This is a genomic window from Actinomycetospora atypica (assembly GCF_042653685.1).
Classification (GTDB): Bacteria; Actinomycetota; Actinomycetes; order Mycobacteriales; family Pseudonocardiaceae; genus Actinomycetospora; species Actinomycetospora atypica.
On record NZ_JBHSIV010000013.1, the window covers coordinates 15,171 to 29,200 of the forward strand.

Annotated in this window: 16 protein-coding genes; 10 read left to right on the forward strand and 6 right to left on the reverse strand. The window is 74.0% G+C overall.

The genetic code is table 11. The features are described from left to right. Positions 1-29 precede the first annotated feature (29 nt). Positions 30-617 carry a TetR/AcrR family transcriptional regulator gene (locus tag ACFPBZ_RS14060; RefSeq protein ID WP_378036690.1) on the forward strand — a complete coding sequence of 196 codons (588 nt, stop codon included), beginning with the start codon at positions 30-32 and terminating at the stop codon, positions 615-617. Between the two features lie 59 nt (positions 618-676). Here the strand turns inward: ACFPBZ_RS14060 and ACFPBZ_RS14065 are convergent, their stop codons facing one another. After that, positions 677-1,576, reverse strand: a complete 900-nt coding sequence (locus ACFPBZ_RS14065; RefSeq protein WP_378036691.1) for an SDR family NAD(P)-dependent oxidoreductase — start codon at positions 1,574-1,576, stop codon at positions 677-679. A 102-nt stretch (positions 1,577-1,678) separates the two neighbouring features. Between ACFPBZ_RS14065 and ACFPBZ_RS14070 the strand changes: the two genes are divergently transcribed. Beyond that, positions 1,679-2,344 (forward strand): TetR/AcrR family transcriptional regulator, encoded by a 666-nt coding sequence (locus ACFPBZ_RS14070; protein WP_378036692.1) that lies wholly within the window; start codon positions 1,679-1,681, stop codon positions 2,342-2,344. A gap of 160 nt (positions 2,345-2,504) precedes the next feature. After that, positions 2,505-3,875: a mycothione reductase gene (locus tag ACFPBZ_RS14075; protein ID WP_378036693.1), complete on the forward strand. Its 1,371-nt coding sequence runs from the start codon at positions 2,505-2,507 to the stop codon at positions 3,873-3,875. Between the two features lie 39 nt (positions 3,876-3,914). Here the strand turns inward: ACFPBZ_RS14075 and ACFPBZ_RS14080 are convergent, their stop codons facing one another. Then, positions 3,915-4,532 (reverse strand): TetR/AcrR family transcriptional regulator, encoded by a 618-nt coding sequence (locus tag ACFPBZ_RS14080; protein WP_378036694.1) that lies wholly within the window; start codon positions 4,530-4,532, stop codon positions 3,915-3,917. A 67-nt stretch (positions 4,533-4,599) separates the two neighbouring features. Between ACFPBZ_RS14080 and ACFPBZ_RS14085 the strand changes: the two genes are divergently transcribed. Further along, entirely contained in the window at positions 4,600-6,081 is a 1,482-nt protein-coding gene (locus ACFPBZ_RS14085; RefSeq protein WP_378036695.1) for an amidase, read from the forward strand. An 8-nt stretch (positions 6,082-6,089) separates the two neighbouring features. Here ACFPBZ_RS14085 and ACFPBZ_RS14090 read toward each other — a convergent pair whose 3' ends face one another. Next, positions 6,090-6,380, reverse strand: a complete 291-nt coding sequence (locus ACFPBZ_RS14090) for a DUF3040 domain-containing protein (RefSeq protein ID WP_378036696.1) — start codon at positions 6,378-6,380, stop codon at positions 6,090-6,092. A gap of 200 nt (positions 6,381-6,580) precedes the next feature. Next, positions 6,581-7,387, reverse strand: a complete 807-nt coding sequence (locus ACFPBZ_RS14095) for an SDR family oxidoreductase (RefSeq protein ID WP_378036697.1) — start codon at positions 7,385-7,387, stop codon at positions 6,581-6,583. 71 nt (positions 7,388-7,458) lie between these two features. On the opposite strand from ACFPBZ_RS14095, the gene ACFPBZ_RS14100 reads away from it, so the two are divergent. Both ACFPBZ_RS14100 and ACFPBZ_RS14105 read left to right on the forward strand, forming a co-directional pair. After that, the gene (locus tag ACFPBZ_RS14100; RefSeq protein ID WP_378036698.1) at positions 7,459-8,283 is read left to right on the forward strand and encodes a LysR family transcriptional regulator; all 825 of its coding nucleotides are present in this window, start codon (positions 7,459-7,461) and stop codon (positions 8,281-8,283) included. Between the two features lie 172 nt (positions 8,284-8,455). Then, positions 8,456-8,914, forward strand: coding sequence for a hypothetical protein (locus ACFPBZ_RS14105; protein ID WP_378036699.1), 459 nt, complete (start codon positions 8,456-8,458; stop codon positions 8,912-8,914). A gap of 28 nt (positions 8,915-8,942) precedes the next feature. Here ACFPBZ_RS14105 and ACFPBZ_RS14110 read toward each other — a convergent pair whose 3' ends face one another. Further along, positions 8,943-10,298, reverse strand: coding sequence for a PP2C family protein-serine/threonine phosphatase (locus tag ACFPBZ_RS14110; protein ID WP_378036700.1), 1,356 nt, complete (start codon positions 10,296-10,298; stop codon positions 8,943-8,945). 234 nt (positions 10,299-10,532) lie between these two features. On the opposite strand from ACFPBZ_RS14110, the gene ACFPBZ_RS14115 reads away from it, so the two are divergent. The 4 genes from ACFPBZ_RS14115 (at position 10,533) to ACFPBZ_RS14130 (ending at position 13,162) form a co-directional block, all read left to right on the forward strand. After that, positions 10,533-10,868, forward strand: coding sequence for a hypothetical protein (locus ACFPBZ_RS14115; RefSeq protein WP_378036701.1), 336 nt, complete (start codon positions 10,533-10,535; stop codon positions 10,866-10,868). Between the two features lie 153 nt (positions 10,869-11,021). Beyond that, the gene (locus ACFPBZ_RS14120; RefSeq protein WP_378036702.1) at positions 11,022-11,765 is read left to right on the forward strand and encodes an ANTAR domain-containing protein; all 744 of its coding nucleotides are present in this window, start codon (positions 11,022-11,024) and stop codon (positions 11,763-11,765) included. Between the two features lie 510 nt (positions 11,766-12,275). Beyond that, entirely contained in the window at positions 12,276-12,650 is a 375-nt protein-coding gene (locus ACFPBZ_RS14125) for a hypothetical protein (protein ID WP_378036703.1), read from the forward strand. After that, positions 12,647-13,162 (forward strand): hypothetical protein, encoded by a 516-nt coding sequence (locus ACFPBZ_RS14130; protein ID WP_378036704.1) that lies wholly within the window; start codon positions 12,647-12,649, stop codon positions 13,160-13,162. Before ACFPBZ_RS14125 ends, ACFPBZ_RS14130 begins: the two co-directional genes overlap by 4 nt. Here ACFPBZ_RS14130 and ACFPBZ_RS14135 read toward each other — a convergent pair. Then, the gene (locus ACFPBZ_RS14135; protein WP_378036705.1) at positions 13,156-14,013 is read right to left on the reverse strand and encodes a class I SAM-dependent methyltransferase; all 858 of its coding nucleotides are present in this window, start codon (positions 14,011-14,013) and stop codon (positions 13,156-13,158) included. The genes ACFPBZ_RS14130 and ACFPBZ_RS14135 overlap by 7 nt on opposite strands. Positions 14,014-14,030: the final 17 nt, after the last annotated feature.

Sequence of the window (14,030 nt, forward strand, 5' to 3'; positions counted from 1 at the left end):
ATATGGCAGGGCGTGCCATACTCGGCGTCGTGAGTCCACCTGCTGCGCGCACCCTGCGGGAGACCAAGAAGCAGCGCACCCGCGAGGTGATCATGTCGGTCGCCACCGCCCTGTTCGACGAGCACGGCTACGACGCGGTGACCGTCGGCGCCGTCGCCGAGGCGGCGGAGGTGGGTCAGCGGACGCTCTACCGCCACTTCGCCGACAAGGAGGACTTCCTGTTCTCGGGCGAGGACGAGCTGTACGACGCGATGAAGCGGGCGGCCGCCGACGCACCGGACGGGACCAGCGGCCTCGACGTCCTGGCCCACGCGGTCCGGGCGACCGTCGGGCTGCTGGAGAGCGACCGCGCGATGCTGGTGCGGCGGGCGCGGGTCATCGCGCGGACGCCGGCGCTGCAGGCTCGCGAACGGACGAAGCAGGCCGCGCTGCAGCAGATGTTCGTCGGGGAGTTGGAACGCCGCGGCCACGCCCAAGACCGGGCGCGTCTCGTCGCCGCGGTCGGGACCGCCTGTGTCGGCGAGGCCATCACCCGCTGGCTCGAGCACGAGGACGAAGGCACCTTGGCGCGAGCCCTCGACGGTGTCGAGGAGGAGCTGCGCTCGCTCCTCCGGTGACGAGGTCTTCGTGCTGCTCGTGGCACGAAGCTCGATGCTGCCCGGCTCACCGCCGTCGGTCAGACGGGGAACTCCACCTTGGTGAGCTCCTCGGAGACGTCCCACAACCTCTGCTGGATGTCGGCGTCGTAGGACTGGGGGCTGGACGCGACGACCTCGGGGTGGCCCCGTACCTCGCCGAGTCCGCCGGGGCCGTAGTACTGCCCCCCGAGGACGGCGGGATCGGTGGCGGCGCGCAGGGTCGGGAGGGCGCCCATGGCAGCTGACTGGGTCACGAGCGGAGCCACCCGGTCGGCGACGACCCGCAGTGGGGCCGGTGCGTTGCGGACGAGTTCGGTGTTGGAGACGCCGGGATGGGCGGCCACCGCCACCGTCGTACCCCGGGAGGCGAGCCGTCGCTGCAGCTCGTAGGTGAACATCAGGTTCGCCAGCTTGGCCTGCCCGTACGCCGCCGTCCTCGAGTACGAGCGGTCCCACTGCAGGTCGTCGAAGTGGATCGCGGCGCGGATGCGGTGCCCGGTGCTGCTGACCGTGACCACCCTCGAGCCCGGAACGGGGAGGAGGTGGTCGAGCAGCAGCCCGGTGAGGGCGAAGTGCCCGAGGTGGTTGGTGCCGAACTGCATCTCGAACCCGTCGTGGGTGGTCTGCTTCGGGGTGTACATGACCCCCGCGTTGTTGATCAGCAGATCGATCCGCGGGTGCTCGGCGCGCAGCTCCGCCACCGCCGAGCGCACCGACTCCAGGGATGTCAGGTCCAGTTCCTGGACGGTGACATCGCCGTGGATCCGCGCCGCGGCGGCCCGTCCCTTGGCGATGTCCCGCACGGCGAGCACGACCGTGGCGCCGTGCTCGGCGAGCACCCTGGCGGTCTCGAAGCCCAGTCCGGTGTTCGCGCCGGTCACCACGGCGACCCGACCGTGCTGATCCGGGACGTGTGCCTGTGTCCACTGCGAGCTCATGAGTTCCTCCACTAGGAGACCGTCGGTCTCTTCGGGGAGAACTCTACAGACCGCCGGTCTCCTGTCAAGAGACCGGCGGTCCGCTACTGCTAGGCTGCGGCGGTGACGTTCCAGCGAGCGCGCAACGACGAGCAGCGCGAGGCCCGACGACGGGCGATCCTCGAGACGGCCACGGCCATGCTCGACGAGATGGGGGTCGCGGAGCTCACCCTCAACGAACTGAGCCGTCGGGTCGGCCGGGCGAAGTCGAACGTGCTGCGCTACTTCGACTCCCGTGAGGCCGTGCTGCTCGAGCTCCTCGACGCCGCCGTGCAGGAGTGGCTCACCGAGGTGTCCGACGCTCTAGTGCGGGGCGTCGACCCCCGTCGGCCGGTGACGGAACGGGCGGATCGTCTCTCCGAGGTCCTCGCCTCGACGCTGGCCGCCCGTCGACCGCTCTGCGAGCTCCTCGGGGCCCAGGGTGGCGTCCTGGAGCACAACGTCTCGGTCGAGGTCGTCGTGAAGCACAAGCGGGTCGCGCTGGCCCGGCTCACGAGTGCTGCGGATCTCCTGCGCCGGCACGTGCCCGAACTGGGCGGTGAGGCCGAGAGGGTCTGCTTCCACGTCCTGGTCCTGGCGGGAGCCCTGGCGCCCTACAGTTCGCCTCCGGCCGGCGTGCAGGCCGCGTACGACCTCGAACCCGCTCTCGCGGTCCTGCACCTCGAGCTGCGGGACTCCCTGCGATCAGCGATCCGGATGCTGCTGACGGGCGCGGTGCCACGCGCCTGACGGAGGGGGCAGGGCCGAGTTCGACGATGTGATCCGACGACCGGGCCCGCTCCGGCGGCCCCGGGCGCATCGTGTGACGTCCACCTGGCCCGTGGGGCGTTAGCGACGCCGGAGCCCGGGGACCCAGCGCGGGCCCCCACCCCTCCGCGAAAGGTCCTCCATGCGTCGCTTCGATCTCGTCGTCCTCGGCGCCGGCTCGGGGAACATGCTGATCGACGACTCCTGGGCCGACCGCGAGGTCGCGATCATCGAGCGGTCCGCGTTCGGCGGCACGTGCCTGAACCGGGGCTGCATCCCGTCGAAGATGCTCGCCTACACCGCCGACGTCACTGAGACCGTCGAGCAGGCGGAGACCTTCGACGTCGACGCCCGCCTCGAGGGGATGCGCTGGCCCGACGTCCGCAAGCGGGTGTTCGACCGGCTCGACCAGACCGCCGCCGAAGGACGCCAGGACCGTCAGGACAGCGACTTCGTCACCGTCTACACCGGCGTCGCGCGGTTCACCGGACCCCGGCGCCTGGTCATCGAGGGCGAGGACGGCGAGAACGTCGAGATCGAGGGCGACCAGGTCGTCGTCGCGGCGGGTGGGCGCCCGACGGTGCCGCCGCCCGTCCGCGACTCCGGCCTGCCGTACCACACCTCGGACACGATCATGCGGATCGACGCCCCGCCGCGGCGGCTCGCGGTGCTCGGCGGTGGGTACATCGCCGCCGAGCAGGCCCACATCTTCCACGAGGCCGGGAGCGAGATCAGCATCATCGACCCGCACGACCGGCTCCTCCACGGTCACGACGAAGCCGTCGCCGCCCGGTACACCGACATCGCCCGCGATCTCTACGACCTCCACCTCGAGCGCCGGCTCGAACGCCTGGAGGGCGAGCCGGGCGCGCTGCGCGTCGTCCTCGACGACGGCAGCGTGGTCGAGGCCGACGTGTTGCTCGTCGCCGCCGGGCGCACCCCCAACGGCGACGAGCTCGACCTCACCGCGGCGGGCATCGACACCCACGACGACGGCCGGATCGCCGTCGACGAGTTCCAACGCACCTCGGCGTCCGGCGTGTTCGCGCTCGGCGACGTCAGCTCGCCGCTGCAGCTCAAGCACGTCGCCAACCGCGAGGCCGAGGTGACCGCACACAACATCACCCATCCCGACGACCTGCGCGCCATGGATCACGACCTCGTCCCGTCGGCGGTCTTCACCGACCCGCAGATCGGCGCCGTCGGACGGACCGAGCAGCAGTGCCGCGACGACGGACTGGACTACGTCAGCGCTCAGGTCGCCATGGGCGACGTCGCCTTCGGGTGGGCGATGGAGGACACGACCGGGTTCTGCAAGATCCTCGCCGAGCGCGGCACCGGCCGCATCCTCGGCGCCCACATCATCGGCTCCCAGGCCCCGGCGATGATCCACCTGCTCGGCGTGGCCATGACCTTCGACATCGACGCGACCGCCCTCTCGAGCAGGCCCTACTGGATCCACCCCGCCCTCACCGAGGTGATCGACAACGCCCTGCGCGACCTGGCGATCTGACCGAGCCAGGCCCCGTGCAGGACGACCACCCAGTGGGTGTCATCGGCGAGTGCCGGAGCTCGGGTTCGCCCTTCCGAGTCCGGAGACGAAGAGTTCGAAGGCTCTGTCGACCCGCTCGTGGTCGCCCGTGGCGGCGAGGTCGAGTTGGAGTCCTCGGATCTGGGCCAGGATCATCGTGGCCGCCACCCTGGCGTCGTCGCCGGACATCGCCTCGTCCGCGAGACCCTGTTCCACGAGCGCGAGCCAGTCGTAGACGGTGGCCTCGAGCCCCGCCCGGTACCGCTCCGGCTCGCGGCGAGCGAGCCCGTAGGTCTCCGCGAGGACCACGAACTGCCGACGACGGCGAGGCCGACAGAGCCGTTGCCACATCAGGCGCAGCTTCTCGACGGGCGCCGCGGCGCGCAGCTCGTCGTCGTTCTCGAGCTCGGCGATCGTCTGCTCGCGGAGGTGCTCGAAGACCGCGGTCAGGAGCGCTTCCTTGGTGACAAAATGCCGCAGGAGTGTCGCGTGGCTGACTCCGAGCTCGCCCGCCATCGAGCGCAACGACAGGTCGCCCGGTCCGTGTTCGAGCACGTACTCCAGGGCCGCGGCCAGCAGCTCCGGACGACGGTGCTGATAGCGCAGGGAGCGCCCGTCGACACGCGGGGAGCCGGCCACGGGCCGACGGTAGCAGTCGCCGTACCAATTGGTTTGTCAAACCACGTGGTCCGGCTAGAGTCGCTTCGTGGACCTCGACGACTACCTCCGTCACGACGGCCTCGGCCTCCGCGAGTCGATCGCTGCCGGGGAGACCACGCCGATCGAGCTCCTCGACCTGGCTCGGGCTCGCGCCGACCAGGCGAACCCGAGAATCAACGCGATCTGCCTGCGTCTCGACGACGACGCCACCCGACGGGCGGGCTCGAGGCTGGAGGGACCGTTCGCGGGGGTTCCGTTCCTCATCAAGGACCTGCTGCAGGACCTCGAAGGGGTCGCCTCGGCCGAGGGGAGCCGTGCGCTGCAGGGCCGCCGGGCGAAGCAGACGAGCACCGTGGTCCAGCGGTGGCTCGACGCCGGCCTCGTGGTGTTCGGCAAGACCACGACACCCGAGTTCGGCACCAAGGGCGTCACCGAGGCAGCCGTGTACGGCCCGACCCGCAACCCCTGGGCGCTCGACCGCACGCCCGGCGGCTCCTCGGGCGGCTCCGCCGCCGCCGTGGCCGCGGGCATCGTGCCGGTGGCCGGAGCGAGCGACGGCGGGGGCTCCATCCGCATCCCCGCCGCGTGCTGCGGCCTGGTCGGCCTCAAGGCCGGCCGTGGGCTGATCCCGTTCGGACCCGTCGACAGTGAACCGCTCGACGGCATCGCCACGCAGGGCGTCGTCTCCCGGAGCGTGCGGGACAGTGCCGCCATGCTGGACGTCCTCGCCGGACCGGACCCGATGAGTCCCTACGCGCCCGCCGTCCCCGACCGCTCCTACCTCACCGCGCTGGACCAGGCCCCCGGGACACTGCGGATCGGCTACACGACCCGCAGCTCGCTGCGGCCGGCCCCGCACCCCGAGGCCGTGCGAGCGGTGGACCGCGCCGCAGAGCTGCTCACCGACCTCGGCCACCAGGTCGAGGAGGTCGCCGTGCCGTTCGACGACGCACAGGTCGCCCGCGACTTCCTGACCATCTGGTGTGTCCACCAGGCCCTCGAGATCGAGCGCATCAAGGCTGAGACGGGCGCTCCCGACGGCAGCTTCGAGCAGGACACCCGGGTCCTCGCCGCCCTGGGCCGGGTCCTGTCCGCCACCGAGCTGCAGGCCGCGCAGGAACATCGTCGCGACCACATCGCCGGCCTGTCCCGGTTCCACGCCGACCACGACCTCCTTCTCACGCCCACCCTCGCCGAACCTCCGATCGCCGTGGGCGCACTCGACACACCCCGACCCCTGCAGGCACTCGCGGCCGGAGTCATCCGAGCGCGGGGCATGCGTGTCCTGCACCGGTCCGGACTCATGGACCGACTCATCACCCCGAGCCTCGCCTGGGTGCCGTACACCCAGGTCGCCAACATCACCGGGCGGCCCGCGATCAGCCTGCCCCTGCACTGGACGCCCGAGGGCCTGCCCCTGGGCGTCCAGTTCGTCGGCCCCCTCCGCTCCGAGGAGCTCCTCCTGCGTCTGGCCCGTCAGCTCGAGCACGCTGCTCCGTGGGCCGACCGCCGGCCGCCGCTCGTGTGATCCCCGGTCTACGCCCTCGAGCCGTCGTCCACGCCGCACATCGCGACCACCCGGCCCACGAGGGCCAGGACGATGACGATCAGGACCGCGGGCAGCGTCGGCACGGTCGCCAGCACGACGACGGGGGCCACGACCCCCGCGAGGACGCCTGCCGCCACGCCGACCCACCGGGAGTCGTGCCGGCTGCGGGAGGGGTGCGGGGCCTCCCGCTCGTCGAGCGGGGGCTCCGGGGCCAGGTCCTGCGCCGCCAGGGCGCGCTCCATGGCGGCGAGCACCTGCCGGTCCCGGTCACTGAGCACTGCCGCCCCCACCCCCGCACGAACGCGTTCCCGGCCCATGATGCGCCCGCCGTGCCCTCGGGTCCGCACCCGGCGGCTCCCACGGCCCGCACGCCCGGGAGGTTCGCCCACTCTGCGGTGGGCTCGGCCGCGTCACCCGGCCCGGGAGCGGTACCCCGGTCGCCGTCCGGACGACCGCCGCGGACCGCCGGGACGGCGGGTCACCACCGGTCGGTGCGGGCGGCGGTGTCGCGCTGGGCGTCGACCTCGGCGAGCCGGGCCCGCAGCGCGTCGGTCATGAGGCGGTGGGCGTCCGAGCCGAGGACGAGCCGCCGGGGCGGGTCGTCCCGGTCGGCCGCGGAGATCATCGCGGCGACGACGAGCTCCTGGTCGCCGGGCATGTCCTCGACGGCGACGCGTGGTCCGTGCAGGTGCTCGTAGGCCGGGTGCGGCGGGGCGTGCTCGGCGGACTCGTAGAAGGACGTCCGGATCATGCCGGGCTCGACGAGCATCGTCGCGATCCCGAACGGCCCGACCTCCTGGGCGAGGGACTCGTAGAAGCCCTCGATGCCCCACTTGCTCACGTGGTAGAGCGAGAACCCGGGGAAGGCGATCTGGGCGCCCATGCTCGAGACCTGCAGGAGCAGGCCCCCGCGTCGGGCGCGCAGGTGCGGCAGGGCGGCCCGGGCGAGCTGGATCGAGCTGGTCAGGTTGGTGGCGATCAGCGACTCGATCTGGGCGTCGGTGAGCTCCTCGGCCGCGCCGAACACCCCCGACCCCGCGTTGGAGACGACCACGTCGACGCGCCCGAGGTCGGCGAAGGCGGCATCGACCACGGTGCGCAGGCGCTCGGTGTCGGTGACGTCGAGGGCGGCGCGCCAGAGGCGGTCGCCGTGGGCGGCGGCGAGGTCGTCGAGACGGGCGGGGTCGCGGAGGGTGGCGGCGACGCGGTCCCCGCGGGCGAGGAGCTGCTCGGTGAGCTCCCGCCCGAACCCGCGGGACGCGCCGGTGACGAACCAGGTCTTCATGTCCTCCATGGCACGCCGGGGCGGCCCGGTGATCAACGACCGGCCGCGCGCCGCTGTGACAGGCTGAGCCTGTGGAACTGCGGCAGCTCGAGTACGTCGTGGCGGTCGCCGAGGAACTCCACTTCGGCCGGGCCGCAGCCCGGATGCACGTGCGGCAGCAGTCGGTCAGCGAGCAGGTGCGGCGGCTCGAGCGCGAACTGGGCGGCCCGCTGTTCGCCCGGACCAGCCGTCGGGTCGTGCTCACGGCCGCCGGCGAGGCGTTCCTGCCCGAGGCCCGGGCGGTGGTCGAGGCCGCGGGGCGGGCCCGCGCCGTGGGGCGCGAGGCCGTTCGGGGCGCCCGGGAGCTGCGGGTCGGCTACGCCGAGGACCTCGGGACGGCGCTGTTCGAGTCGGCCGGGCGCCGGGTGGTCCCCGTCCCGATGAGCACACCCGAGCAGCTCGAGGCGGTCCTCGACCGGCGCCTCGACGCCGCGTGGTGCTGGGAGCCGGAGGTGCCGACGGCGCTCGACTCCGAGGTCGTCGGGCGGGAACGGGCCCTCGTCGTGCTCCCCGCCGACGACCCGGCGGTCGGCGAGCGGATCGACCCCGCGGCCCTGTCCGGCCGTCCGCTCGCCGTGGTGCCCCGGGCGATGAACCCGCGGCTGCACGACCGCTTCGTCACCGGGCTGCGCTCCCGCGGCGCGGACGTGGTCGTCGCCCACCCCGCGGAGCGCCTCGACCGCATGGTCCTGCTGGTCCTCGCGGGGGTCGCGATCGGGATCACCCAGGAGCGCGCGGACACCGACGGGCTCCCGCCGGGGGTCGTCGCGCGACCGCTCGCCGGGGACGACCTGCTGGTCGAACACCGGCTCGTGTGGCGGCGGGACGCGGGTCGCCCACCCCTGCCGCCGATCTGACAGCTGCTCCGGTGGGTGACCTCACGGCACGTCGTGAGGCTCGACCCCGCGGGTGGGAGGCCACCGTCGGGATGTGACCCGCCGAGCCGATGCGACACCGTCGTCCGGCCAGCAGGGTGGCGGGCGGAGAGCGCGGGACGTCGAGGCGGGGGAGGCACGGGTGACCGGGACCATGACCACGACCGGGTCGGCCCGGACCCGGGCCGGCTCCTCCTCGACCCTGACGAGACTCGCCGCGACGTGTGCGGTCGCCGTGTGCCTCCTGGCCGGGTGCGCCGACGACACCACCACCGCCACCGACTCGGCGATGAGCCTGACCGTGTCCACGGTGACCGACACGCCGATGGTCGTCTGGTTCGACACCCGGATGCGGAGCCGGTCGGGGATGCTCGGGCGCAGCCTCGACCCGACGCCGGTGGCGCTGTCCCCGCAGCGTCCGTCCGTCGTCCTGCCCGTCCCCTACGAACGCGGCTACTGGCTGTGGGTGCGGGTGGCGGGCCCGCCCGACCGTCCCGCGGGCACCGTCGTGGGCTGCGAGCTGCGCGCGGCGGACGGTCGCGTCCTCGCCGTGGATGCCTCGGATCCCCTCGGCCCTCCGACCGACGGAGCCGCCTGCGCGGGCGCCGGGTGACCCGCACCGGCGATGCGTCGCCTGGGGGTCAGTGCCGGGGCGCGGCCTGCACGACCACGACGGCCACGTCGTCGGCGTTCCGCCCCCCGGCGTGCCGGAGGGCGGCCCCGACGAGGCCGTCGGCGATCCGGTCGGCGTCCGCGTCGCCGTTCAGGGCGGTGATGGCGGCGCGGACCCCGGCCTCGTCGAACTGGACCTTCCGGCCGTCGCGGGCCTCCGTGATGCCGTCGGTGTAGAGCACGAGGGAGTCGCCCGGACCGAGGACGATCCGGTCGAGGCCGGTGGGGGGCTCGTCGCCCAGGCCGAGGACCCGGCCCCCGGCGCCGAGCTCGACGACCCGACCGTCGGCGTGCCGGACGAAGCCCGGTGGGTGCCCGGCGCTGGCGAGGCGGACGTCCCACCCGTCGCCGGCGCGGAGGAACCTGGCGTAGGCGGCGGAGACGAAGCTGCGGCCGGCGCCGAACCAGTCCAGCAGCACGGCGTTGACGGTCCCGAGGACGACCGCGGGGTCGGGTTCGGAGTGGGCGGCGGTGCGGACCGCCGACCGGGCGAGGGCCGTGGTGCGGGCGGCGGTGGGGCCCTTGCCGCACACGTCGCCGATAACCACGCCGAAGCCGCCCTCGCTCGGCACCACGTCGTAGAAGTCGCCGAGCACCTCGGTCCCGGTGCCGCCGGGGGAGAAGCGGGTGGCGATCCCGACCCCCGGGATGCGGGGCGCGTGGGTCGGCAGCAGGGCCTGCTGCAGGGTCCGGGCGAGCTCGGTGGCCTCGACGGCGTAGCTCTCGAGGCTCTGCGCGGCCAGGCGCAGGGCGATGTGGTCGTCGACCGCCGCGGCCAGCGTGCGCATCCCCTCGATCTCCGCCCCGGTCCAGTCCCGGATCCGGGTGTCCATCGCGCACAGGTTGCCGAACACGTGACCCTCGGGGCCCCGTACGGGCACCCCGATCCAGGACGCGGCGCCGAACTGCTTGACCTGGACGAGGTCACGCAGCCGAGGGTCCGCGGCGGTGTCGGGAACGACGACCTCGACGCCGGCGTCGACGACGAGCTGGCAGGCGGCGTCCCGGGCCGGTGCGCGGTAGGTGCCGTCGGGCCCGCAGAGGGCGATCGAGACCGGCGCCCCCTTCAGCGTGGTGACGAGGTCGTCGACGATGCTGAGGTACGCCATCGGGGTCGAGAGGACGGTCGCCGCCAGCGCGGCGATGCGGTCGAAGGTCTCCTCCGGACCGCGGTCGAGCAGGCGCGAGGCGCGCACGGCCGCCACCCGTCCCGGGGTCTCCACGCCGATGTGGTCGGGGCGCTCCTCGACCCCCACCCTTCGGCCGAGGACGCCGCCGGTGGCCGGGACGTCGGAGGTCGCGCGGGGCGTGGGCGTGTGCGGCATCGATGTCCCCGGTGTCCGTCCGTCGCGGGAGCCACCGGGACCGGGGTGACGTGCGGTCGACGCTGCCATCCCGGTCGGGGCCCTGTCGACCGCAGGAGTGCGACGCATCGCACTGCAGTGCGGCGCGTCGCTGTGGCTCGTGTGACCACCGTCCGTCTGCGGGCCAGCCCGGCGGCGGCGACGTCGGACGCGCGAGCGGGCGCGCGCGAGGAGCGGACGGCAGAATCGTCCGTCGTGGACGACGCGAAGCAGAACGCGGTCATCGCCCTCCGGGAGGCCGCTCAGGCCCTGACGGTCGGGGACAAGGCCTCCGACGGTCGGCCAAAGATGCTCGAGCAGAACATGCCGGGGTTGGCGGACGAGGTCGCCACGGTGCTCGAGGCGATGGTGACCCTGCTCCATCACGTCGATCTCGACCCGCGACCGCGCAGCGGGGCCGGGCACAACCTGCACGCGGTCACCCAGCACCTGAGTGCGGGAGCGCAGCTGGCCCGGCGGGTCGGCGCGACCGAGGAGTTCGACGAGTCACCCCGCAGCACGCAGCCCGAGACCCGCACCAGTCCCTCGTAGTCGGTCGACGACCCGGGGTGCCCGCGGCCGTCGACTGGCGCCGACATGACTGCTCGGTAACCTCCCGGTGTTGCGGTCGAACCCACGGCCGTGTTCCGGGGACGACCGTCGTCGGTCGATCCGAAGGTCCACAGTCGTGAGGTGTCTTGACCGGTGCACCCACCACCCCTCGACGTCACCGCCCTGCGCCGCTCGATGCGTCGCAGCATCGACGGGCGGGCGCTGCGCGACCCGGGAGCGGCGGCGAGCCTGATCGTGTCGAGTGCCCTCGAGATCGTGCCGGCAGCCGTGGCCGGCGGCCTCGCCCGGACCGAGGGCGGGACGGTGCGGACCGACCACACCAGCGACGAGGCGGTCGCGCAGCTGGACACCGTGCAGTCCACGTGGGGCCAGGGGCCCTGCTTCGACGAGGAATCGTCGGAGGACGGCGTGGTGTTCCTGGGGGATCTCGACGGCGCCGGGGCCGCCGCTCGCTGGCCCGACTTCGCTCCGCAGGCGGTGGCCTGCGGCTATCGCTCCCTGCTCTCGACGCGCCTGGTCACCCGGACCGGCGGCCCCCGGGTCACCCTGAACCTCTACGGGCGCAAGGCCGCCGCCTTCGGGGAGCGGGCCGGGCTGGCCGCCGCCACGTTCGCGGTGCAGGCGGCCGCCCTGTGCCAGGGCGGCGAGGAGGTCCGGACGATGCACGCGGCGGTGGTGAACCGCGACGTGATCGGCCAGGCCAAGGGCATTCTCATGGAGCGTTTCGGGGTGAGCGACGACGCGGCGTTCCAGATGCTGGTGACCTCGTCGCAGGACACCAACATCAAGCTCGCCGACGTCGCCCACTGGCTGGTCGGTGAGGCCCTCCAGCGCAGCGAGGACCACCCGCGCGCCGGGGTGCCACCGATGCCGTGACCACGCCGCTGCCGGCCGGATCGTCGTGCGTCGGTCGGGTCGGGTGGTCAGCACGCCTCCCCGTGGCGCCACCACGGTCGCCGTCGACGTGACACGCTCCGGGGATCGGCGCGCTGTGGGCTCGCCTCGGAGGGGGCGCGGCACCGTGGCGGACGACCTGGACGATCTCGTCGCGAGGGCGCGGGCGGCACGGGACGAGGCCCGGCGCCTCGAGGCTCGTGTGGAGGAGATGCGGGTCGAGTCGGTGCTGGCCGAGGCCACCCACCTGCTCATCCGGCACTCGCCGAGTCTGGACGCGCGCCTCCGGGTGCTGCTCGAGGACGGCGAGGCGCTCCGGCGACCGGCTCCGTCGCCGGCCGGGGGCGAGCCCTGGCCGCCGAGCTGCTCGCCGGCGCAGGACCTGCGTCGTCGACGGCACGACGACCGCGCGCGGGATAATGCCCGGGCATCACCGCGGGGCGACCGACCTGGTGCTCCCCGGCCGATGCCCCGACCGTTGGAGGGAACCCCATGAGCCCGACCCGTCGCCGTGTCGCCGCACTCCTGCCCGCTCCCGCCCTGGTGCTCGCCCTGGCGGGCTGCGGGGGCGGGGAGACCGAGGCCCCCGCGAGCAGCGCCGCCCCGGCCCCCGTCACCACGACGAGCGCCGCGGCGGCACCTGCCCCGGCCGGCGGCAAGGTCTCGGCGAACGAGGCCTCCGAGGAGGAGCTGGCGGAGCGGTTCGAGCAGGCCGGCATTCCGGACGCCGAGCGCTGGGCCGAGGAGGTCGCCGAGTACCGGCCGTACCCGGCCGACCCGAACTTCCCGACGCTCCGGGAGGAACTGGCCAAGTACAACCCGGGCCCGGGCGTCGTCGACCAGATCGTCGCCGTCCTCCAGCCGTGACCGACACGAGGGCCCCCGGCCGGGCCCGCTCCACCCGCCGTCGACGCGAGCCGGCCGACCTGCTGCGCGCCGGCCTCGTGGCCCTCGCCGTGATCAGCGTGGGCGCCACCGCCTTCGAGCTCGCCTCCGAGCGCCACTGGAACGGCGTCGAGCAGCTCGTCCCCTGGGCGGCGCTGGTGGTGCTGCTGGGGGCGATCGGTGCGGTCCTCGTCCCGTCCCGGATCGGTCTCACGACGTCCCGGGTGCTCGCGGCCGTGGTGCTCGCCGCGTCGGTCTACGGCGTGGTCGACCACACCGTCGCCAACCACGACGCCGGCGAGCTCGACGGCCGGTACTCCGCGGTGTGGGACGACCTGCCGGTCGCGCAGCAGTGGTGGTTCGCGGTGACCCGGACCGTCGGTCCGGCTCCCACGCTGGCGCCCGGCGTGCTCGGCCAGGCGGCCCTGCTCGTCCTGCTCGCCGGGGTGGGGCGGGCTCCCGGCCGGAGGGTCGCGGGCGCCCCGGATCAGTGAGGGTCCTCCCCGGGCGGGACGCCACCGGCAGCCCTTCCCGGCCTCGGTCGCAGGACGGCCACGAGGGCGGGAACGTGCTCGGGGACGCCGTGGCGCCGCAGGGGGACGACGGTGATCTCGGCGTCGCGCTCGGTCCGGACCGCCTCCCAGCGCCCGGGAGGGAAGCACGCGTTCAGTTCGTCGATCCCGAACGGCCGCGGGGTGGGCAGGCCCGAGGAGATCGCGCGGGCCAGCGGCGCCGGCATGCCGCGCGGGGTCGCGCCCAGGCTCTCCAGGTAGCTCAGTGCGGACCCGCGGTGGTTGGTCTCGGCGACGAGGACGGTGCCCGAGCTCCCGACGAGGGCCCGGACGGTGGCGACCAGCCGTTGCCGGGCGTCGTCGTCGAGAACGTGCAGGACCCCGCGGATGAAGACGTGCGCGTCCCCGCCCACCTCCTCCCGCAGGCGCCGCCCGCTCCCGACGGCGGTGGCGTCGATCGCCCGGAAGCGCACGTCGCGACGCGGGTCGGGCGTCCCGGGCCCGTCGGTCTCCGCCCGGGCCCGGGTGATCGCCGCGGGCGCGACGTCGACACCGAGGACACGGGGGTAGTGCCGGGCGAGGGCGCGGGTGAACCGCCCGTTGCCGCACCCGAGGTCGACGATCGGCAACCGGGGGTCGGCATGTGCGGCGAGCAGCTCGAGGTAGTGCTGCGCCTCGCCGGGGGTGCTGGAGTCCCAGAGCACGTCGCCGTCGTCGCCGGTGGCGCCCGTGGACGCCCAGTACCGCTCCCAGCGGGTCGAGGTCACCCGCGGCGCCCGCCGACCCAACCGGACGACCTGCGGCACCAACAGTGCGCGGCTCCAGCCACCCATGGCCACCTCCCGGGAGG

What these genes read in the sequence shown, in the direction of transcription:
- ACFPBZ_RS14110 (WP_378036700.1), bottom strand. Translation starts at nt 10,298, where the DNA reads ATGCCGCACACGCCCACGCCCCGCGCGACCTCCGACGTCCCGGCCACC.
- ACFPBZ_RS14095 (WP_378036697.1), bottom strand. Translation starts at nt 7,387, where the DNA reads ATGAAGACCTGGTTCGTCACCGGCGCGTCCCGCGGGTTCGGGCGGGAG.
- ACFPBZ_RS14105 (WP_378036699.1), top strand. Translation starts at nt 8,456, where the DNA reads ATGACCACGACCGGGTCGGCCCGGACCCGGGCCGGCTCCTCCTCGACC.
- ACFPBZ_RS14065 (WP_378036691.1), bottom strand. Translation starts at nt 1,576, where the DNA reads ATGAGCTCGCAGTGGACACAGGCACACGTCCCGGATCAGCACGGTCGG.
- ACFPBZ_RS14075 (WP_378036693.1), top strand. Translation starts at nt 2,505, where the DNA reads ATGCGTCGCTTCGATCTCGTCGTCCTCGGCGCCGGCTCGGGGAACATG.
- ACFPBZ_RS14135 (WP_378036705.1), bottom strand. Translation starts at nt 14,013, where the DNA reads ATGGGTGGCTGGAGCCGCGCACTGTTGGTGCCGCAGGTCGTCCGGTTG.
- ACFPBZ_RS14125 (WP_378036703.1), top strand. Translation starts at nt 12,276, where the DNA reads ATGAGCCCGACCCGTCGCCGTGTCGCCGCACTCCTGCCCGCTCCCGCC.